At 59.9% G+C, this 21,205-nt stretch carries 14 protein-coding genes; 4 read left to right on the top strand and 10 right to left on the bottom strand.

Translation table 11 applies throughout. The features are described 5' to 3' along the window. Nucleotides 1–85: 85 nt before the first annotated feature. Nucleotides 86–1,456, top strand: coding sequence for an aldehyde dehydrogenase (locus ACOYW0_RS06865; RefSeq protein WP_482417793.1), 1,371 nt, complete (start codon nt 86–88; stop codon nt 1,454–1,456). A 712-nt stretch (nt 1,457–2,168) separates the two neighbouring features. Further along, nucleotides 2,169–3,743: a sigma-54-dependent Fis family transcriptional regulator gene (locus ACOYW0_RS06860; protein WP_482417792.1), complete on the top strand. Its 1,575-nt coding sequence runs from the start codon at nt 2,169–2,171 to the stop codon at nt 3,741–3,743. A gap of 244 nt (nt 3,744–3,987) precedes the next feature. On the opposite strand, the gene ACOYW0_RS06855 is transcribed toward ACOYW0_RS06860, so the two are convergent. Together ACOYW0_RS06855 and ACOYW0_RS06850 are read right to left on the bottom strand one after the other, a co-directional pair. Then, a complete protein-coding gene (locus tag ACOYW0_RS06855; RefSeq protein ID WP_482417791.1) occupies nt 3,988–6,039 on the bottom strand; it encodes a methyl-accepting chemotaxis protein in 2,052 nt (683 codons plus the stop codon). A 560-nt stretch (nt 6,040–6,599) separates the two neighbouring features. After that, a complete protein-coding gene (locus ACOYW0_RS06850) occupies nt 6,600–8,318 on the bottom strand; it encodes an amidohydrolase (protein WP_482417790.1) in 1,719 nt (572 codons plus the stop codon). 238 nt (nt 8,319–8,556) lie between these two features. Between ACOYW0_RS06850 and ACOYW0_RS06845 the strand changes: the two genes are divergently transcribed. Continuing rightward, a complete protein-coding gene (locus ACOYW0_RS06845) occupies nt 8,557–9,426 on the top strand; it encodes a LuxR C-terminal-related transcriptional regulator (protein ID WP_482417789.1) in 870 nt (289 codons plus the stop codon). 64 nt (nt 9,427–9,490) lie between these two features. Here ACOYW0_RS06845 and ACOYW0_RS06840 read toward each other — a convergent pair whose 3' ends face one another. The 3 genes from ACOYW0_RS06840 to ACOYW0_RS06830 form a co-directional block, all read right to left on the bottom strand. Next, nucleotides 9,491–9,754 carry a hypothetical protein gene (locus tag ACOYW0_RS06840; RefSeq protein WP_482417788.1) on the bottom strand — a complete coding sequence of 88 codons (264 nt, stop codon included), beginning with the start codon at nt 9,752–9,754 and terminating at the stop codon, nt 9,491–9,493. Nucleotides 9,755–9,770: 16 nt separating this feature from the next. Beyond that, complete coding sequence (locus ACOYW0_RS06835; RefSeq protein ID WP_482417787.1) at nt 9,771–11,084, bottom strand: OprD family outer membrane porin; 1,314 nt, start codon at nt 11,082–11,084, stop codon at nt 9,771–9,773. Between the two features lie 578 nt (nt 11,085–11,662). Then, a complete protein-coding gene (locus tag ACOYW0_RS06830; protein ID WP_482417786.1) occupies nt 11,663–12,985 on the bottom strand; it encodes a DEAD/DEAH box helicase in 1,323 nt (440 codons plus the stop codon). A 518-nt stretch (nt 12,986–13,503) separates the two neighbouring features. Between ACOYW0_RS06830 and ACOYW0_RS06825 the strand changes: the two genes are divergently transcribed. Further along, nucleotides 13,504–14,409, top strand: coding sequence for a hypothetical protein (locus ACOYW0_RS06825; protein ID WP_482417785.1), 906 nt, complete (start codon nt 13,504–13,506; stop codon nt 14,407–14,409). Nucleotides 14,410–14,489: 80 nt separating this feature from the next. On the opposite strand, the gene rbr is transcribed toward ACOYW0_RS06825, so the two are convergent. The 5 genes from rbr to ACOYW0_RS06800 all read right to left on the bottom strand — a co-directional run bounded on the left by rbr (nt 14,490) and on the right by ACOYW0_RS06800 (nt 21,166). After that, a complete protein-coding gene (gene rbr / locus ACOYW0_RS06820) occupies nt 14,490–15,065 on the bottom strand; it encodes a rubrerythrin (RefSeq protein ID WP_482417784.1) in 576 nt (191 codons plus the stop codon). A 616-nt stretch (nt 15,066–15,681) separates the two neighbouring features. Then, complete coding sequence (locus ACOYW0_RS06815; protein ID WP_482417783.1) at nt 15,682–16,602, bottom strand: alpha/beta fold hydrolase; 921 nt, start codon at nt 16,600–16,602, stop codon at nt 15,682–15,684. A gap of 321 nt (nt 16,603–16,923) precedes the next feature. Further along, nucleotides 16,924–17,382 (bottom strand): NUDIX domain-containing protein, encoded by a 459-nt coding sequence (locus tag ACOYW0_RS06810; protein ID WP_482417782.1) that lies wholly within the window; start codon nt 17,380–17,382, stop codon nt 16,924–16,926. Between the two features lie 84 nt (nt 17,383–17,466). Then, complete coding sequence (locus ACOYW0_RS06805; protein ID WP_482417781.1) at nt 17,467–19,425, bottom strand: ABC transporter ATP-binding protein; 1,959 nt, start codon at nt 19,423–19,425, stop codon at nt 17,467–17,469. Further along, nucleotides 19,418–21,166 (bottom strand): ABC transporter ATP-binding protein, encoded by a 1,749-nt coding sequence (locus tag ACOYW0_RS06800; RefSeq protein ID WP_482417780.1) that lies wholly within the window; start codon nt 21,164–21,166, stop codon nt 19,418–19,420. Before ACOYW0_RS06800 ends, ACOYW0_RS06805 begins: the two co-directional genes overlap by 8 nt. Between the last annotated feature and the right edge of the window lie 39 nt (nt 21,167–21,205).

Below are 21,205 nucleotides of genomic sequence, written 5' to 3'. Positions count from 1 at the left end.
CTTTTCCTTTTTGCGTGCCTGGAACGGATTCTGCACAGGTTGATGCCCGCATGGCTTCAACCACCTACCCGAACAAGGAGCAACCATGGATGCAAAGGCGCTTGTCGAGAAACAAAGGGAGTACTTCAACACAAACACGACCAAAGACCCGGCCTTTCGGGTGGCGCAGCTCAAAAAGCTCAAGGCGTTGCTCAAAGCCAGCGAGGCCAGGCTCAACACGGCCATTTACGAGGACTTCGGCAAGTCCGAGTTTGAAACCTACCTCACCGAGCTCTCCCAGATTTATCATGAGATCGACATGTTCGTGAAAAAGGTGCCCCGGTGGAGCAGGAGAAAAAGGGTCCCGGGGAGCCTGGCCAATGTGCCGTCCAGAAGTTACATCCTGCCCGAGCCCCTGGGCACCACCCTTGTCATCGGGGCGTGGAATTACCCGTACAACCTCTCCCTGATTCCGGCGCTTTCCTCTTTGGCCGCAGGGAACACCGTGATCCTCAAGCCCAGCGAGCTGCCCGCCCGAACCTCACAGGTCATGGCCGAGATCATCAACCAGGGCTTTTCCGATGCCTACTTTCATGTGGTGGAGGGCGGGGTGGAGGAGACCACAGAGCTGCTGGAGAACGCCTTTGACAAGGTCTTTTTCACGGGAAGCATTCCGGTGGGGCGCATCATCTACCAGAAGGCGGCCAAACACCTCACCCCCGTGACCCTGGAACTCGGGGGCAAGAGCCCCACCTTTGTGCTTTCGGGTTGCGATATCCGGGTGGCCGCCCGGCGAATTGCCTGGGCCAAGTTCCTCAACGCCGGGCAGACCTGCATTGCCCCGGACTACGTGCTGGTGGAAAAAGAGGTGGAAGCGCCCCTGCTTGCCGCCCTGAAAGAGGAAATACAGGCCCGCTACGCTCCCGGAGAGGACCTTCGGGAGAACTACGTGCAGATCATCAACGAGCGAAACCTGGAGAGGCTGGCCGCCCTCATCGACCCGGCCAAGGTGTTCCACGGCGGGGAGGTGAACCGGGATACCCGGACCATCAGCCCCACCCTCATGAACGGGGTAAACTTCGAAGACCCGGTCATGGAAGATGAACTTTTCGGTCCCATCTTGCCGGTCATCGCCTTCTCCAACCTGGACGAGGCCATCGGCAAGGTCAAGGAGCGGTCCAAGCCCCTTGCCTGCTACGTGTATGCAAAGGACAGGGCACGGATCCGCAAGGTCCTTCGGGAGGTCTCCTTCGGGGGCGGGGCGGTGAACGACTCCCTGATGCACCTGAGCAACCCCAACCTGCCCTTTGGGGGAGTGGGGGCCAGCGGCATGGGCAACTACCACGGCAAAGCGGGCTTTCGGGCCTTTACCCACTACAAGAGCATCTTGGACAAACCCACCTTTTTTGAGGCTCCCCTGAAGTACTGGCCCTACGCCCCCTGGAAGCTGAAGCTCATCAGGCGGATGTTCAACTGACCCCGGTAGAGGGGAAAAGCAAGCCTCCGGCGGCCAGGTGGGGGCACCTGGAAACCCTGTGGCGAATGCATGGAGGAGGGCATTAAGCAACCGTTTTCGGGGCATTCGCGTGGTGTGTGACATATGGCACCCGCATACGCTGGAGAGGCCCATGTTATTCTTCTGGAAACACGATGAAGGGTATGGGGGATTCGCTTGACGTTAACCGGAATAACGCCGGCGGTTAGGTGTAGGCACCTGGAAACCCTGTGGCGAATGCATGAAGGTGGCCACCATGTAACCGTTTTCGGGGCATTCGCGTGGTGTGTGACTTATACGATGATGGGGAACTTGGGCTTCGCTTTACGTTGACCGGAATCACTCCGGCGGGTTGCTTTTTGAGCAAAGCTTCGCAAAACTAAGAGGGACGAGGCTGTCGGAAACACATAATCACACAATGGCTCGCCAGAATACCGCTGGGATTTGACCCGAGGAACGAGGGGCAAAGCCCGGCGGTAATTTGCTTTCAAGGTGGCACACCTTGCCGCCGGAGGCTGCTTTTTGTGCTTTTATTTTGAAGTGGGGCGCGTTCCCAAAAAACAAAACCTGTTTGTCGAACGTTTCGTCGCGTTGGAGTCCTTGGTTGGAGGCGGATCAAACGTTTGGCCCCCGGCAAGGCTGTCGGAGGCAATGTTGAGCTGAAAAGTGACGGTGGGGGTGTATGCAGGAGCCTGTGAGTGATTCGGAGCGGTTTTCGTTTTTCAGGGAGTCCATTGGGTGCATCAGCGCGAGCCTGGACATGGATCAGGTCCTCAAGCGATTGCTGGTGTCCATGCAAGACCGGATACCCATGAACCGGCTTGTCCTGATCTACTTTGATTACCCGAAAAACTGCTTCAAGCGCCTGGGGTATGCCTCCTTGATGCATGAGGCGTTCAACGCCTTTCCGGAATACCTCCACATTGAACAGGGTGCGGAGTACGTGGAGGAGGCCTTCAAGCGAACAGAATCCGCCATTGTCATCGAGGACCCGGAGCGGGATCTGCTTGCCGGGGAGTATGTCCGGCATGCGGGCACAGCCGATGACTCGTTCATGGCGATCACCCTCATGCTGGACGGGGAGCGCATCGGCGCCCTCATCGCCGTCACCAGCGGCAGGAACCTCTTCACCCCGACCCACCAGGACCTCTTCAGCCTTTTGAAGGAGCCCATGGCCCTGGCCCTCTCCAACACCCTGCGGTACCAGGAAGTGCTCCACCTGAAAGAGCAGTATCGCTACGAAAAACACGAGCTGACAAAAAAAATGGGAAGTGCCGTGGAGGGGAGTGTCATTGGTGAAACAGGTGGCCTGGGGCCGGTGATGGCGTCGGTGCGCAAGGTGGCGCCCCTGGACAGCTCCGTGCTTCTTTTGGGGGAGACCGGGGTGGGCAAAGAGGTGATCGCCAACGCGGTGCACGCGCTGTCGCCTCGAAGCGCCAGCCCCTTTATCAAGATCGATTGCGGCACCATCCCCGAAACCCTTGTGGAAAGCGAGCTGTTCGGCCACGAGAAGGGAGCCTTTACCGGGGCCGGGGGGCGAAAGCCCGGGAGCCTGGAGCTTGCCGACGGGGGCACCGTCTTCCTTGACGAGATCGGGGAGCTCTCCCTGACCGCCCAGGTCAAGCTCCTGCGCCTGCTCCAGCACCGCGAGGTCGTGCGGGTGGGCGGTCACAAGGTCATTGCCCTGGATCTTCGCATTGTCTGCGCCACCCACCGAAACCTTCAGGAGATGGTTCGCCAGGGGACCTTTCGGGAAGACCTCTGGTACCGCCTCAACGTCTTTCCCATCCGGATTCCCCCATTGCGGGAGCGCAGGCAGGATATCCCCGCCCTGGTGGCCCACCTCATACGCAAGAAAGCCCGGGAGATGAACCTGGGCACCGCCCCTTTTCCCAACAACTTCGAACTCAGCGAGCTGGCGTCCTATGACTGGCCCGGCAATATCCGGGAGCTGGAAAACATCCTGGAGCGCTGGCTCATCCTGGGGTGTGGCTCCGTCTCCTTCCGCTCTCTCCTGAACCCTTCGGATGGCGCAGGTAAAGAGGCCTCGTCCCTTCTGTCGGTCTTTGACAGGGTCACCACCCCGGACCAGGTCCTTCCCCTTGCCACCATCGACCGACGGTACATCGAATCCGCCCTGAAAGCCTGCAACCATGTGGTGGGAGGCAAAGAAGGCGCGGCCGTGAGGCTCGGTCTTCCGCGGACCACCCTTCGGAGCCGCATGGAAAAACTGGGCATTCATCGCCGTCGGACCAAGAACACCCTGTAACGATTCAGCCTGCCTTCTATGGTGAAAGTACCCGGCAAAAAGCGTGCCTCCGGCGGCAAGGTGTGCCACCTTGAAAGCAGGTAGCGGAAGTGATTTGCCCCTCGTTCCTCGGGGCAAATCACTTCTGCATTTAAAACGGCATTCATGCAAATATTTTTTTGTGACCTGTTTGCTAAACTTTTTAAAAGTTTAGCCCCCGGCAGGGCCGCCGGAGGCTTGTTTGAACGGAATCGTTACACCACCCTTACACCCTGAACCGTCCCACCACCTCTTTAAGGCGTCCGGCAAGGTCCAGAAGCTCACTGGCGTTTGTACTGACCGTGGCGCTGCTGGTTGTCATTTCCCTTGCCTGGCTGTGGACTTCGGCGATGTCTCCGCTGATGCCGTCGGCGGCTTTGGCGCTTGTTGCCACGTTGCCGTTGATCTCTGAGAGTCCCTGGGATGCCTGGTTGACGTTTTCGGCGATTTCCCGGGTGGTGGCGGCCTGTTCTTCCACGGCTGTGGCCGTGGTGGCCACGATTTCACTGATCTCGTCGATGACCGTGGTGATTTCGTTGATGGAGTCCACCGAGATCGTTGTGGCCTGCTGGATACCACCGATCTGGTCTCGGATGTCTCCGGTGGCCATGGCCGTGAGCCGGGCCAGCTCCTTGATCTCCGAGGCCACCACGGCAAACCCCTTGCCTGCCTCACCGGCCCGGGCCGCCTCGATAGTGGCGTTCAAGGCCAGGAGGTTGGTCTGGTCGGAGATGTCGGTGATGGTTTCGGTGACGGCATCGATTTTCTGGGCGGCGGCCCCTAAGTCCGAGATCTGCGTGTGGGCCTGTCTGGCACGGGTGACGGCGGTGTCCGCAATGCTACGGGCCGACTCCGTGTTCTGGGCCACCTCCTGGATGGTGGCGGTCATCTCCTCGGCGGCCGCGGCCACCATGGAGACGTTGGTGGATGCCTGCTCCATGGCCGCGGCAACGGCGGTCATGCCCGTGCTCATCTCTTCGCTTGCCGAGGCAACGGTCTCGGTCTTGGAGGCGGCAAGTCCCGCCCCGGAGGACATCTGGCCGGAGACGGCGGCGAGATCAGCGGATGAGGCCGAAAGGGTCTCGACCCCGGAGGCGAGTTCCCGAATCACCCCGCCGATGTTTTCCGTCACATGGTTGAGAGACTCCCCCAACTTTCCCACCTCGTCCCTGTTCCGGACCGTCAGGGTCCGGCTGAAATCCCCGGTGGCCATGGCCTCGGCAACATCGACCCCCTCCTTGATGGGGCCGGTGATGCTGTGGACGATGGCGTAGATGATGGCAATGAGAAGCAGCACCGACACCGTGCCGATGCCCATGCTGATGCGCCTGATGCTGTCGGTCTCGGCATGGATCTCGCTCAAGGGCACGTTGACCATGACGGCCCACGGGGTTTTGGCCTTGCCGATGCGGATGGGCTCGCAGATCCGTACCACCTTTTCCCCCAGGGAAGCCGAGTGGTTGGCCACATCAAAGCCTTGTCCAGAGGCAATCTTGCCGAGGAGGCCCTTGATCCAGGGGTCGGTTTCCAGCACCGATCTGCCGATGCGTTTTGTTTTCGGATGGGTTACGTAGGTGCCTGCGTTGGAGATGACGGTGAGGTAGCCGGTGTCAAGGATCCGGATGTCGGCGAGCCGTTTTTGGAGCGTGGAAAGGGCCATGCTGACGCCCGTAACCCCCATGATCTCTCCCCGGAAGCGGATGGGCACGGCCAGGGTGGTCATAAGGGTCTCCCGGTTGTTGACGCTTCCCATGAAAGGCTCCATGAGGGTCTCGGTGCCCTGGGTCTTGGGAAGGCGATAGTAAGCCTTGGTCTCATACCCCTTGAGGGCCGCCAGGGAAACCTCTCCGCCTTTTCGGCTGGCAAAGCGGGCATAGCGCCCCGTGGCGTCGTAACCCGGTGTGGCGGCGAATTCGTTGTCGCGACCGTCCAGGGCGTCGGGTTCCCAAACCATCCAGGTGCTGAGAAAAGAGGGGTTGTCGGCAACGAGGCTTGCCAGGATGGTGTCCACGGCCTCTCGTCCGGGGGTATCCCCGGAGAGTTTCAGGCCCTCAAAGGTCTGTGCCAGGGTCCGGGCAGCGGTCATGGCCGTCTCCAGCTCCGCTTTGACGACGCCGCCGTATCGGTAGGATGTTTCCATGGCGTTCTCTTTGGCGCTTCTTTTGGCCATGTTTCCGGCCTTTACAGCGACCACACCGATGGTCACGGCAAAGGAGAGAAAAGCGACCGTGCCGATGTAGAGAAGCATCTTGGTCTTGACCTTGAGGTGTTTCAGCATTGCACATTCCTTTCATCATCGGGACGGAGGTTCGACCGGGGGCGTTGCGTCGGGCTGTGGCATGAGCAGGACCGGAACGGGTACACTGCAGATGTCAGTCATTCTATTTTATTTTGATTAATGTAAGTTTGGATAACAATATGGGGAGGCGTGAGGAAAAAGTCAATGGGATAATGGGAATTCAATGCTTACGAATGGTAGTCATAAGATGTACTGTCTTGTTATAGCGATTGATCCTTTTTGCCCCTGGCTGCTTTGCCTGGAGGGCATTATGCGGACGCTATGACTGGAATTGCTCCAGCCGTTTTGCATGCACAATGAAGTTGATAATACATAGAAAAAAAGATAGCATAGGTGTCGGGTCCCGGTGGGGTCGCCAAGGGGCGGCGGGGGTATTATTTACCTCCATATTTCATGTTGAACACCATGCCTGGGTACAATCTGAAATATACCCATGCCCCTGCCAGTGCGCCGAGGCGCCTCACCGGGCCCCTCCAGTCCGGGCGGCAACCCGAAGGCCGTGTGACGGGCCTTCGGATTCACTGCAGGTTCCCGGCTCTTTACTCCCCGAACAACCCCTTGCTCTCGTCAAAGACGATCTCCCCGTTGAATACCGTTGCCAGCACCGGGATCTCCCCGATGCGGCGGGCGTCCACGGTGAGGATGTCCTCCCCCAGGATGCAGAAATCAGCCACTTTTCCTACCTCGATGGACCCTTTTTCTTTTTCCATGTTGTCCTGCCAGGCGCCGTTCAGGGTGTAGGCACGGATCGCCTCTTCCCGCGTGATGCGCTCTTCCGGTCCGTTGACCCTTCCGGATACCGCGTTTTCTCGCAGTATCGCAGCCTGGACACCCTGGCGCCAGTTGGGCAGGGTGACCGGGGCATCGCAGCTGAAGGTGAGGACCAGGCCGCTCTCCAGGACCATGCGTGCGGGAAACTCCTTTGCTGCCCTTTCGGCGCCCACCACGGCAACCTCGAAGTCGGAGATCATGGCGCCGATGGTGGGCTGCATGGAGACCCCGCAGGGGTACTTGCCTAAAGCCCGGGTGGTCTCAGGGTCCATGAAGTCCCCGTGGATGAGCTGGTGCCTTACGGCCACATCGGGGTTGTTGTCACAGGCGTACATAAAGGCCTCGGCAGCGGCGTCCACGGCCCGGTCGCCCGTGGCGTGGATGCCTGCCATAAAGCCTTTGGAGTGGACGTAGTTCACCATCTCCTTGAGGTTGTCCCGTTTCTCCTCTTCAGTGTCACCCGGGACCACGGAGGCTCCGTACCCGCCGGCCTCGTAAGGCTCGTTCATCCAGCTGGTGCCGGTGAGGGGGACCCCGTCTGCAAACATTTTGACCCCGGAGAACTGAAGCCTGTGCGGGTCGGTGTCCCCGGGGATGGGGAAGCCGGCCATGTTTTTTTGGATGTCTTCAAGGGTCAGGGCCCCGTAGTCTCCCAGGAGAAGGAGCACGTTGGTGCGAACCGTGAGCTTTCCTTCACTAAGAAGCTCCCGGTAGATCTCCACGAACTCACCGCTCATGACCCCGAAGAGCATGGTCTCGCCCCCCGGGCCGATGGCCGCGTCCGTAAAGCTGGTGATGCCGTTTTTGTTGAGTTCGTGAATGGCGGTGAGCACGGCCTGGCGCTTTTCCTCCCGGGTCAAAAGGGGAATGTGGGTGGAGACCATGGCGATGGCCGCCGGTTCCTTGAAGAGACCCGTTGGCTCTCCGGTGGCAAGGTCCCGCTCCATCTCCCCCGAGGGTGGGGCCGGGGTCCGGGCGGTGATGCCCGCAATCTCAAGGGCCTTGCTGTTCACCAGCAGGGTGTGGCCTGAAAAGTCGTTGAACACCACGGGGTTGTCCGGTGAGACCGCGTCGATGTCCGATCTCCGGGGCATGCGGGACGGGTCGTTTTTGCACTCCTTCAGGGTCCCCACATCCCAGCCGAACCCGCGGATCCATTCTCCGGCAGGTGTCTCGGCCACCTTGGCCTTCAGGGCACCCACCATCTCCTCAATGGAGGTTACCGCAGGGGCCGTGAGGTCCAGGGCCAGGGGAGGCCGGGTGGCCCCGAAGTAGGGGCCGTGCATGTGGGTGTCGTTGATCCCGGGCAGCATGGTGTGGCCGTGGAGGTCGAGAATCCGGGTGGCAGGCCCGATGTGGGGGGCCATCTCTTCATTTGTGCCCACGGCGACGATGCGTCCTGCTGACACCGCCACGGCTTCCCGGATGCTGTTGTCGTTGTCGACGGTGATGATGTGTCCATTTCTGATAACCAGCTCTGCGGCCATGTGTCTTCTCCCTGTTGTGGGGCCGAGGCAGGCTCCCCGACCGTTATCTGATGCCCCTCAGTTTATCGTGGGACATTGGGAAGTCCATATGGAAAGAGTGCAGAGAAAAGTAGGCACAGGGCTCTATAGTCGGGCTAAGACTTGCCCTTTGGCCCCCATGGGATAACATGGGTGGGAACGGCAACCGGTGGCGATATATCGTCACGGCATAACGCACCTGGATGGAAGGAGAGAATCTGTGAAAGCAACGCATGGGAGAGCGCCGGTGTATGCGGAAAAGACAGCCAGAGACCTCATGGAAGCCGACATGCCGGTGGCCGCCTTGCTGCTGGATCAGCGGTTTTCCCTCACAGGGTACAACCGGGGATATGCCGAGATCCTGTCCCGCTACAACCTTGGGATTCCCGAGGCGGGCAGGGGTGTCTCCTATTTTGATTGCGTCCCGGCGTGCACGGAGCGGCTGAAACCCATTCTGGCCCGCACCCTGGATCATGGACGCCCCATGGCCCTGAGCAACATGGTTCTGGAGGCCGACCTCGGGGACAAAAAGGTAACGACCCTCTGGAATTCGTATCACGCCCCGGTTGTGGACAGCACTGGCAGGGTCAGCGGCGTGCTTGCCTTTATCCATGATGTGACCCCCAGAACGAAAGCAGAGGCCCGGGTCCGCGAGCTGGAGGCACAGGTGGCCGAGCTGAAGTCGGCCCTGAGGACGGTGATGGCCCTGAAAACAGAGGACAAGGGGCTTCTGGAAACCCGCCTTGCCGCCAACGTTACCCATCTTGTCCGCCAGCCCTTGGAAGACCTCAAAGCCACGGGCCTCACCCCTCGCCAGCGATCGCTCCTCAGGGTGGCCGAGGCTGGCCTGGATGAGTTCACCTCCCCCTTTTCAGAGGCCCTGGCCACCTCAGGCTGGAACCTGACGCCTCGGGAGACCCGCATCGCCCATCTCATCAAATCCGGCAAAAGCACCAAGGAGATCGCCGACCTGCTCTGCATCTCCGTGGGAAGCGTCAACACCCACCGGCACCACCTGCGGAAAAAACTGGGCCTGACTCGTCACCCCATTTCCCTGAGAGCGTTTCTGCAAGAAGTCAGCGAGGGTTAACCCTTGAACGTGCCTCCGCCGCACGCCCTCTAAAGGTACGTGCGGAGGAGGGGCGCGGGGTTGGTCAGTCGGTTTCCACGGCTCGGGGGTGCATGTGCTTCAGCCGCGGGGAGAGGGTTTTGATAAAGGCCTCGGCTTGCTCTTTGGAGTCGAAGCGCTTGGCCTGGTGGCGTTTCCCAAAACGGCTTTTCGTTACGATAAAGCAGCCGCCGGGCTTGCAGCAGTCGATCTTGATCACGGCGTGTGCTGCAACGGCGGGGGAGACAAAAGCTGAGGATAGCAAAGCGCACGCCAGGACCAGGACCTGGATTGTCTGTTTGATGTGCATGGTTGCTCCGCTCATTTTAAAAAAGGGTCATGGTGTAAGTCACATTCACCTGGGTGTTGGATATCTTCTGGTCCATGCCGTACTCCCCGTCGGATTTCATGGTGTTGCTTCCGTGCTCTATCTCAAGGGCGAGGCCGGGGAGGGCAGGGGGGGCATAGGCAAGGCGGCCGCCGTACTCATGCTGCCTCAAGTTATCCACATACTCCGAGCCGTCGTGGAGGTTGCGTCCTTCCACGTAGTAGGCTGATGCGGAAAGCCCGGAGAGGAGGCCAGCTGTGATATCGTGGCCGATTTCGATTTTCTGGGCGGTCTCTCCGTCATGGTTGAAGATGCCCTGGACCCCGGTGGTGTAATAGCCATTGTCCTTGCAACCGGCCAGGGTAGAGCCATTCAAGGCCCAGTCCGTTCCCATGGTTCCGTCGATGGATTCGAAGAAGTCGGTGTTTTTCTCAACATCGGAGATCGCGAACTTCACCCATGTGTTTTTTCGGGTCAGGATCACCTGGCCGCCCACCATGCCGAGGGTATGGTCGATATCCTCGTGTTGGGGTTTTGTGTCGTTTTTGAGACGGTACCCGCCAGCGGTCTGGATGTTCCAGAGGTCAGAAAACGTATGGAACCAGGTCCCTTCCAGAAAGGTATATTCAAGAATCTCTTTTTGGCGCCCATGGGCTGCTTTGAGGCCGAAGGGCCCTTTTTCAAATCGAAGATCAGCAATCTGAACCGGCTGCGGATCAACGATCCCGTCCCGCCAGTCCCCCTTGTAGGGGCCGAATTTGTGAAAGGTGTCGTCGGAGTAGTCGCTGCCGCCCATGACATGCATCAGGGTCAGGGTGACAGGTTCCCAGGAGATTTGACCGGATACCAGTTCATACATGCGTGGGGTGGTTCTGTAGTCCCCCGGACCCAGAAGGACGTGGTCGGATTCCATGCGCCCATAGCGAAGCAGGAGGTTGTCATTGGGGGTGATGCGGACGCTGACCCCCACTTTTCCAAAACCGTTTTTTCCTTCCTGAAAAAAGGTTTCGTCTTTTCCGTATGTGTTTGCGGCGTTTTTTTTGTCGTATTTAAAGGGAATGACGTGGTAGGCCACGGCATCCACGCCAATGCAGTTTTTGAACAGGCCGGATGCATAGTGAAGGCTAAAGACCCCTGCGGATTGGTTTCGTGAGGTTTCAGGGCCGTACCCCGAGTCGGTGCGGGCATTTTCACCTGTGGCCCGCAGCCTCAGCTCAAGGCTGCTGTCGGTGAGAAAGGGGGTGGCAGATGCCGGTGCGGCAAGGACAAGTAGAAGGATCAGGCAGGATAGAGAACGAAAAACGGGATGCACAACAAACTCCTTAATTAAAAAAACGATGGGGCTTTTAAGGCCACGGATCAACAAAAGCCCTATGACTATATTTTTTAAAAAAGGGGATCAAATTTTTAGTTTCAATGAGTATATAGGTCTATATCGAGTTTTGCTATATTTAGTGATGCTCTGTATCCTTTCTCTGGGGATTTCCCATGGGCAACTGTTTTAAAAGTTGGCAAAGAGGCAGTGAGGGTGCTGCTCTCTCCTTAAGGCACACACCGCTGTGTTCTGTGTTGCATGATATAGACTAAATGTTCGCTGAAAAAGCGATTGGATGAGATAAATAAAGATTTATTACAGTGGTTTAAGTCGGGGGTGGGTGGCCATTCTTCTTGGATTCAGCCTCCTTTACAGGCGGATGTGGCTTGACCCGAGGAACGAGGGGCAAAGCACACCCGCACCCTGCTTTCAAGGTGGCACACCTTGTCACCGGAGGCATCTTATCGGAACTGAATAGTTTCTCAGGAAGATAAAAAGGAGGGGCGGAGATGACCGTGCCGAACGCCCCTGGGGGATTCGGCACGGCCACGTGTGCCTTGAATGCGGCTTTAAGATCAGCTCGCGCGACGTTGGCGACCGCCGCCGGAACGGCTGTGTCCGCCCTGACGGTTGCCGCCGGAGTTGCTTCGGTTGCCGTTTCCGCCTGTTCTGCGGGCGGTCTGCTGGGGCCGTGCCCCGGAGCGTCCGGTGCGTGCAGGGCGCCTGCCTTTGCGCTTGAGGATGGGCTCGGGCGCGATGGACGGATCCGGCTCATAGCCCGGGATGACCTCGGTGGTGATCTTGCGCTTGAGGAGCCGCTGGATATCGGAGAGCAGCTTGTTTTCATCCACGCACACCAGGGAGACGGCGTGGCCGTCTTGTCCGGCGCGGCCGGTGCGGCCGATGCGGTGCACGTAGTCCTCGGGCACGTTGGGGAGCTCGTAGTTCACCACGTGGGGAAGCTGTTCGATGTCCAGGCCCCGGGCAGCGATGTCTGTTGCAACAAGGACCCTGACTTTTCCATTTTTAAAATCGTTGAGGGCCCGGGTCCTGGCGTTCTGGGACTTGTTGCCGTGGATGGCGTCCGAGATCAATCCGTTGCGCTGGAGCTGTTTGCTGACCCAGTTTGCCCCGTGCTTGGTGCGGGTGAAGACCAGGACCTGGCTCCAGTTGTTGGCACCGATCATGTGGGAGAGCAGCTCCAGTTTTCGGGTGCGGTCCACGGGGTGGACCACCTGGGTCACGCGCTCGGCGGCGGTGTTCTGCCGCGCCACCTGGATGGTGGAGGGGGCGTTGAGCAGGTCGCTGGAGAGTTTTTTGATCTCCTTGGAAAAGGTGGCCGAGAACAACAGGGTCTGGCGCTCTTTGGGGAGCTCGGTCATCACCTTGCGGATGTCGTGGATAAAGCCCATGTCCAGCATGCGGTCGGCTTCGTCCAGGACCAGGGTTTCAACCCTGCCGAGGTCAATGGTGCCCCGCTGCAGGTGGTCCAGGAGACGGCCCGGGGTTGCCACGACAATGTCCACGCCCCTTCTGAGCTTTGAAATCTGGGGGTTGATGCCCACTCCGCCGAAAATCACGGCGGTGTGGCAGGATATGTACTTGCTGTAGTCGCGGATGCTGTCGCCGACCTGGGCGGCCAGCTCCCGTGTGGGGACCAGGACCAGGGCCCTGACCACGCGGCGCTTGCCTTTGATGGGGTTGGCCTGCATTCGCTGGAGCATGGGCAGGGCAAAGCCTGCGGTTTTACCGGTGCCGGTCTGGGCACCGGCAAGGACATCATGGCCTTTGAGAACGAGAGGGATTGCCTGCTCCTGGATCGGGGTGGCCTGCTCATAGCCCTGATCCGCTATCGCGCGCAACAATTCGGCGGAAAGGCCGAGCTGTGAAAATAACATGGGGAAGAAAACTCCGGGATCACCCTGCCCCTGAGCCATGGATACATCGGCAGTCATGGGTCGGCCTGGGCCGGGCTTGTGTGTTGGACTCCCTGGTCCGCGGAACTGCGGGACGGAAGTGGATGGCGCCGACCGAAGTGCGCCAAGGAGTGCGGACTATAACACCGGAAACCGAGTCTGTCCACAGGGCAGCGTCGGTGTCGCAGGGCTATCTCATGGGGATTTTGCTATGGATGGTTGCTTTGGATATCAACCAGTTGAAATATTGAGGGAATAATTCTTGTGGGAAGTGGGCGTTCAAGGTGGCACTCCTTGCTGCCGGAGGATTGTGATGCAACCTCGCGAACCCTGTGGACATCGTTTTTGGGTGACGTCTGTTTTTCATGTCCCGGCAACCTGCCTGCCGGGCGTTCTTTGCTTATCCCCCTTGATTCTTGCTCTTTGTTGGGGGTATGTCATTTAGGGACGGTTTGTCCACCGGATTTTTTCAATACACCATTATCAAAAAAGGGACACGTATGAAGCGGGTAGCATGGGTTGTTTTTTGTGCTCTTTTTGTCGGGGCCACGGCCGCCGACGCAGCGGTGATCTACATGAAGAGCGGCCGGGAGATCCTCACCGATACGTACTACAAAGAAAACGGCATGGTCTACTATACCGTGGCCGGCCAGACCGTGGGCGTCCCGGAGTCCACGGTGGAGCGGGTGGACGAGTCCGTCACCGACTCCGGGCCGGATCAGCGCCTCATCACCATTCGGATGCCCCGGTATGTGGAGGTGGCGTCTCCGGTTCAGGGCGTGGAAAACGGCTTGTATGAAGAGGTGGTGTCGGAAGGGGCCTGTCCTGTTTTCCGAACGCTCTTCGGCACAGGGGGGCTTTACGGCCGGGACTGCGCCAGTGCAAAGGGAGAGTGGGTCCTTGCAAAAGGGGGGTCAGCGTCCCGCGGAACCGAGACCCTTGCCGTGCTGAGGCACGTTCCCAAGGGCCAGGGGCCGGAGTATGGCGGGTCCCACTGGACGGCGTCAAACGGCAGGGTGTGCGAGGTGACCATCAAGGCCGTAGCCCCCCCGGCCACCACCGGTGAGAAGAAGCTGGTGCTGAAGTTCAACGGATTTCCCAACGGGTTTTTCAACGGGATCTACAAACCCTGGGCCATTGTCAACGGGCGCATCGCCTACAAGATGACCAAGGCCAAGGACGAGGCCTTCATTGAACTGAGGGCCAACGGTGGGGACGTGCGCTCCTATTACTGGGCCGTGAGCTTCGGCCACGACACTTACTACCACAGTGTTCCCTTCGATACCCCCGGGGGCCTTTTTCCCCATGAGGTGACGGTCTGGACCCACAAAGGAACGGACAACACCATTACCGGGGTGGTGGGGGAGGTGAGCACCGAGCGGGAGCACACCTTTGAGTTTCGATAACTCCCTGTTTTGTCTCACTATGATTAAAAAAGCCCCCCGGATCACCGGGGGCCTTTTTTATGCTGGTTACATTGTAACCATTAATAATTGTCGGGCTTCAGCTCAAAGTGGGCCTGGGGATGTGCGCAGGCCGGGCAGCTGGCCGGAGCCTCTTCGCCGGTGTGGATGTACCCGCAGTTGCGGCAGGCCCAGACGGTGCCGGCTTCGCGCTTGAAGACTTTTCCTTCTTCGATGTTGGCGGCCAGGGCGCGGTAGCGGTTTTCGTGGTGCTCTTCGGCGACGCAGATGCTTTCGAACATCACGGCGATGGCCTCGAAGCCCTCTTCACGGGCCACTTTGGCATAGCCGGGGTACATGCTGGTGAACTCTTCCTTCTCCCCTTCGGCTGCTGCCTTGAGGTTTTCAAGGGTGGTTCCGATGACCCCTGCCGGGAAACTCCACTTCACTTCCGCTTCCCCGCCTTCAAGGCACTTGAAAAATCGCTTGGCGTGCTCTTTTTCCTGATTGGCGGTCTCTTCGAAGATGGCAGAGATCTGGACGTACCCCTCTTTTCTTGCCTGGGCTGCGAAGTAGGTGTATCGGTTGCGGGCCTGGGATTCCCCTGCAAAGGAGGTGAGGAGGTTTTTTTCGGTCTGGGTTCCTTTCAGTGATGCCATTGTGTGTGTCTCCTTAAAAGAAAAGGTTGGGTCGTGACGACGCGGGCGAAGCGTCCCGAGACGTTGGTTCATTTTACGGTGAGGCCCCTATAGGGGCGATGTTGTCTCGAAAGGGGCATCGCCGGCTTTGATCAAGGATGCCGTCCATCCCGTGCTGCCGAGGGGCGACGTGAAACCACATATGCCGGGGGGCTGCGGCGTGGTGCTGGCTTGGGCCTTTAGGGGCCCGGGCACTGCCTGGCGGCTCTCTATTGGACCGTGTTTTCGGTCCGGGCACGAATGGTCCTGATCCTATCAGAAAGCACTGAACGTGTCATATTTAAAAGGTGGTTTTGTCAAGGCAAATACATTTAGAACACGGTAAAAAAAAGATATACGAAACAGGGTACTATTCAGCTCAAAAACAGCCTCCCCCCGCAAGGTGTGCCATCTTAAAAACAGGAAGCGGATGCGTTTTGTCCCTCATTCCCCGGGGCAAGTCACATCCGCCTTTAAAACGGCATGCATTCAAACGTTTTATTATGCCCTGTTTACCAAACCCAACGCACAAAAATTGGCAAAAATCTGGCTCCCGGCAGGGTCCCCAGGGGGCGCCGTGCAAGGATGAGCTGGGGCGTTATCGGTGTTGTTCGTCAAAGCCGATGATCTCCGATGCCATGCGCTCAGGCTCTTCCCAGGGGATCATGTGGCCGGTGGCCGGTATTTTCGCCAGGTGCGCGTCGGGGATGAGGCGGGCATACTCCTCACCCGCGGACAGGGGCACGAGCTTGTCCACTTCCCCCCAGATGCAGAGGGTCGGCAGGTTGATCCCGGTGGCGCACCCGTCGAGGAAGTCCCGGAAGAGGCCGTCGCGGGTGGTTTGGGTAAGGGTGGCCAGGTCCATGGGCGTGTTGGTGTTGGTCAGGATGATGTCCCGGGTGCACTCCGGGTAGTCCGGACGTCCCGGGCCGGTCATGAAGAGGCGGTGGCTTTGGGCCAGGGCCTTTTCCGTGAGGAACCGGTTGATGACTTTCTGGGGCACAGGGGCCAGGGCCAGGCGGGCGTACCAGGGCAGTCGGTCCAGGACCTGCTTTAAGCCGATGGCACCGGCCAGGGTCAGGGTCTGGATTCGGTCCGGGGCTTGCAGGGCCATGCGGGCGGCGATTTCACCTCCCATGGAGTGGCCCACCAGGGTGAACCGTTCCACGCCGATTTCCGACAGCCAGGCCAGGAGCCTTTCCGCCTGTTTTTCGGGAAGGTAGGACGTATGCTCCTTGGACGAAAGGCCGTGGCCGGGAAGGTCCGGGGCCAGGACCCGGTATTTTTCTTTGAACAGGGGGATCATGGGTTTCCAGAAAAAACCGGAGCAGGACCAGCCGTGGACCAGCACTAGGGGGGGGCCGTCTCCGGTTTCGATCCAGTGAATGCCGTGTTCATTGACCTCACACGTCGTTGAGCGGGCCTCCAAGTCACCCATGAGGGCCGTTTCCAGCGTCTCGGGTGCCAGCCCCCTGTGGCGCGTGACGAATTCGCCTGCTGCGTGCAGAACGTCTTTCATCTTTCTTTTCTCCTCTCTTTTCTCTTTTTCTCGTGGGAACTTTTTATGCTTCGTATAAAGCGTGAAGGTATTTATACGTGCTGTTTTTTTTGTTTGTATGGCTTTTGATATCAACTTGGTATGCCGGTGGCTCTCGGCGCGGGGCCTTTCGGCTGTTCATGCATACCTTCTTACCATATACCTGAGGCAGCAAAAGTCCAACCGGAATTGAGGGAAGGGCAGGGAGGATTTATCAGGTAAGGGGCAGGCCCGGGGAGCCCGTGGAACTGCCGTGCGCACCGGTGGGAGACTGGCAGAGTTGTTTCCTCAGGCCCTTCAATGTCACGAGATCTGCCCGAGATAGATCGGGGGGTCGGGAAGCTTGAAGGCTTTGAGGAATCCTTCCAGTTCTTCGGGGTGGAGGGTGAGCTTCTGGAGGGATTGCCTGGAGACCCACTCCACGGAAACCTGATGTGGGTCCGGGGCGTGCCCCATGACGGGGTCGTAGGGCTCGGTGAGTTCGCAGAGAAAGGCAAACTCCACATGGTGCTGGGTGATCTCCGGGTCTTTGCGTGCCGGGTGGCTGTGCTCGTAGACGCCCAGGAGACCCAGGACGTTGACAGTGGCGGCCACCTCTTCGTGGACCTCCCGGACTACGGCCTCTTCCAGGGTCTCCCCTGCTTTCTGTCGTCCGCCGGGCAGGGTGTAGAGAGTCTGGCCGTTGTCGTACTCCTTCATGAGCATCAGGATGTTCTGGCCGTCGGTAATGATGGCTTTGGCGATGTTTAACGAGATGATCATGGGGGCCTCCTTGATGACGGTGGCTCTGGAATGAAACCCGGTTTGTCTTGCATCTTATCCTGACTGAATTGGTTTGCGCAACCCTTAGGAAGGAACATGGCCTGTGCTGTTTTCCAGTTGCTGCATGCGAAAGTAGAGTCCTTTTTTGCCCATCAGCTCGTCGTGGCTGCCCGATTCGGCGATGCGACCCTTCTTGACCACCAGGATGCGGTGGGCGTGCCGGGCCGTGGAGAGGCGGTGGGCGATGAGGAAGGTGGTGCGGTTTTCCATGAGCCGGGACAGGGCCGCCTGGATCTCCGATTCGCTCACCGAGTCCACATAGCTGGTGGCCTCGTCCAGGATGAGGAGTTCGGGGTTTTTTACAAAGGCCCGGGCGATGGAGAGGAGCTGGCGTTCCCCGCTGGACAGAGGGCGGCCCCCTTCGGTGAGGAGGGTGTCGAGGCCCTGGTCCAGCCGGTCCAGGACAAAGCCGCACCCGGCCTGGCGCAGGGCGGCGTCAAGGGCTTCGGGGGCGGGGGGACGGTCCGGGTCGGGGAGGATGTTCTCCCGGATGGTACCGGCAAAGAGGAAGGGGTCCTGCATGACCATGGCGATGCGGCTGCGCCACCTTTGGGGATCCAGCTCGGCCAGGGGATGGCCGTTGACCCGGATGGTGCCGCCCTGGGGATCCCAGAACCGGACGAGGAGGCTGACGATGGATGTCTTGCCCGCGCCCGTGGGGCCCACGATGGCGATGGTCTCCCCTTTTTTTGCGGCAAAACTGACGTTGGAAAGGACGGGTTCTCCAGCCGTGTACCCAAAGCTGAGGTCGTCAAAGGCGATGGTGTCGATGGGTGCACCCGGGTCTCCGCCGGGCTGTTCGTCGTCTGCCACGGGGGTGTCGAGGATAAGAACGAGGCGTTCGGCCGACGAGAAGGCGTTCTGGAGGATATTGTATTTTTCGGCGATGTCCCGGATGGGGCGAAAGAACATGCGCAGGTAGCTGATGTAGGCCACAAGGACTCCCAGGCTGGCAAAGCCCCCTAAAACCCGGTAGCCCCCGTAGAAGATGATGAGACCCAGGGCCGTTGCGTTGAGCACCTCGATGACGGGCATAAAAAGAGCAAAGATGCGTACCTGGGCCATGCCGGCGTCATAGTGCCGGTCCGAGAGGCGCCTGAAGGCGGTGTCGGTCTCCTTTTCCCGGGCAAAGAGGCGGATGACGCTCATGCCGCCGATGGTCTCGGCCAGGTGGGCGTTGATCTCGGCGATGCGTACGCGTAGGTCCCGGAAGGCGGAGCGGGACCGACGGGCAAAACCGATGGCGGCGGCCACGGCCACGGGGATGACGATGAGGGTGACGGCGGCCAGGCGATAATCCAGAATGATCAGCATGGCCAGGATGCCAACCAACAGGAAAATGTCTTTAAAGACAAAGGTAATGACCGAGGTGAACATCTCCCGCAGGTTTTCCACGTCCCCGGTGAGGCGCGTCACCACGCGGCCCGTGGGGTTCCGGTGGTACCAGGAGACCGGGAGCTTGCGGATGTGGGTGAACAGGGTGAGGCGCAGGTCGTGGATGATCCGCTGGCCCATGATCTCCAGGACAAAGGTCTGGCAGAACCCGAAGAGGAAGTTGAAAAAGAGGGCACCCAGAAGGAGCAGGGCGGCCTTGACGGCCCCGTCCATGTCGGCCGCCCGCAGCCTGAGGCGGGTCTCTGGGTCGGCCTTGTCCAGGGCGGCCCTGGGGATGGCAAGGGGGCCGTCATCTTTTGGCCGGAGCTCAGGATGGGCGAAAAGGAACCGGTTGACCGCGGGGTCGGAGGCGTCCACGTCAATCATCCGGGTTTCGGGCCTGCCAGAGTCGGGAACGATGTAGCGGTCCAGGGCCTCTTTGGTGATCCAGGGGATGGAGAGGTCAAGGCCCGTCAAAACGATCACCAGGAGCAGGGCCGCCGCCAGAAGCTTCCGGTGGGGGGTGATAAAGGGGAGCAGGCGGCCCGCCAGCCGGTAGTCCTTGGACTGGGTGATATCTGTCTCTTCGATGTATCCGCCCCTACGCATGGTCTGCCTCCTCGATTTCCATGGCCAGGCTCTGGAGTCGCCAGGTTTCCCGGTAGTATTCGTCCGTTTCCAGCAAGTGTTCGTGGGAGCCCCTGGCGCGGATGTGCCCCTCCTCCATGACGAGGATCTCGTCACAGGGCACGATGGCGGCAAATCGGTGGGACGCCACCACCAGGGTGCGGCGGGCATCGGCAAACACAGCCTCGATGATGTGGTGGGCGGTGCGGGTGTCCACCTGGCTGACAGGATCGTCCAGGATGAGAACGGGGGACGGGTCGTAGAGGGTTCGGGCCAGGGCCACCCGCTGCTTCTGGCCGCCGGAGAGCATCACCCCCTTTTCGCCCACGATGGTGTTCAGCCCGTCTTCAAACCCTTCGATGGTCTGGGCAAGGCATGCCGCCGTAACGGCCCGGTCCAGCTTGCCGGTGTCCGCGCCTTCGCCCAGCCCGCAGATGTTCTCTTCGATGGTGCCGGAGAAGAGCCAGGGCTCCTGGGGCATGAAGCGGACAAGGCGCCTCACGTCCGCCGTGGGAAGGTCGGGCAGGGGCACGCCGTCCATGCGTATGGTTCCGCCCGTGGGGTCGTAGAGGCGGACCAGAAGGGAGAGCAGGGCGGTCTTGCCGCTTCCCGGCGGCCCGACGACGCCTAAGCTCTTGCCGCTCTCCACGGCCAGGGAGATGTGCCTTAACACCTGCCTTGAACCGTTAAAAGAGAAGGAGACTTTCTCCATATCCAGACGGCCTGCGGGGTTCGGAAGGGGGGTGGGGTGCCGGGGCTCGGCTACCTTGGGCCGTTCGCTGAAGATCACGGCCAGGCGGTCCAGGGAGGCTTTTCCCCGCTGGACGAGGTTGGTCATCCAGCCCAGGGCCATCATGGGCCAGGTGAGAAGGCCCAGGTAGCTGATGAAGGCCACGAAATCCCCCGGAGAGATGCCGCCGGTGATGACAAGCCGCCCGCCTGCCCCCACCACGATGGCCGTGCCCATGCCCGAGAGAAAGATCATCAGGGGCATGAGGCTCCCCGTGACCCTGACCAGCCGCAGGTTCCGCCCCACGTAATCTTTGGAGAGATCCTTCAGCCTGTCGTCTACCTGTTTTCCCCTGCCGAACACCTTGACCACCCGGATTCCGTCCACGGCCTCCCTCACATGCTCGGTGATGGCGGCAAGCCCCTCCTGCACCGATTTGTGGCGCGCGTGCATGCGCCTGCCGAACACCCGGGCGCTCAGGACGATAAAGGGCATGGGGACCAGGGCCATGAGGGTGAGCCCCGGGTGGATCCAGGCCATGAACCCGATGGCCGCCCCCCCCAGGACCACGGCGTCGGTGACAGCGACGATGCCCATGCCCGTTGCCATGCGGATGTTGTTGATGTCGCTGGTGGCATGGCTCATGAGGTCCCCTGTGCGGGTGGTGTCGAAGTAGCGGGCGTCCAGGGTGAGCAGGTGGGAAAAAAGATCGCTCCGGATGGCCCGCTCCACCCGCCGTGAGGTGCCGATGAGGCAATGGCGCCAGCCGAACCGGAACACGCCGATGAGCACTGCAAAGCAAACGATGATGCCGCCGTCCCGGGCAAGGAGATGGGGCGTGGCCGTTCCCGCGGACAGGGCGTCCACGGCGTGCTTGACGATGCGGGGAATAAAGAGCTGAAAGGCGTCCACGCCAAGCAGGAAGAGAAGCCCTGTGGCAATGCGGCGCAGGTTTTCGCGAAAGTAAGGACGGATCAGGTCAAAGGCAGTCATGGCATATCCACAAAAACAAGGGTGGTAGGTGAGGTAATT

This window comes from Desulfoluna sp. HI9BLuna, from assembly GCF_056829775.1.
The sequence above is the reverse complement of the archived record's forward strand: the minus strand, read 5'-3'. Positions and strand labels throughout refer to the sequence as shown.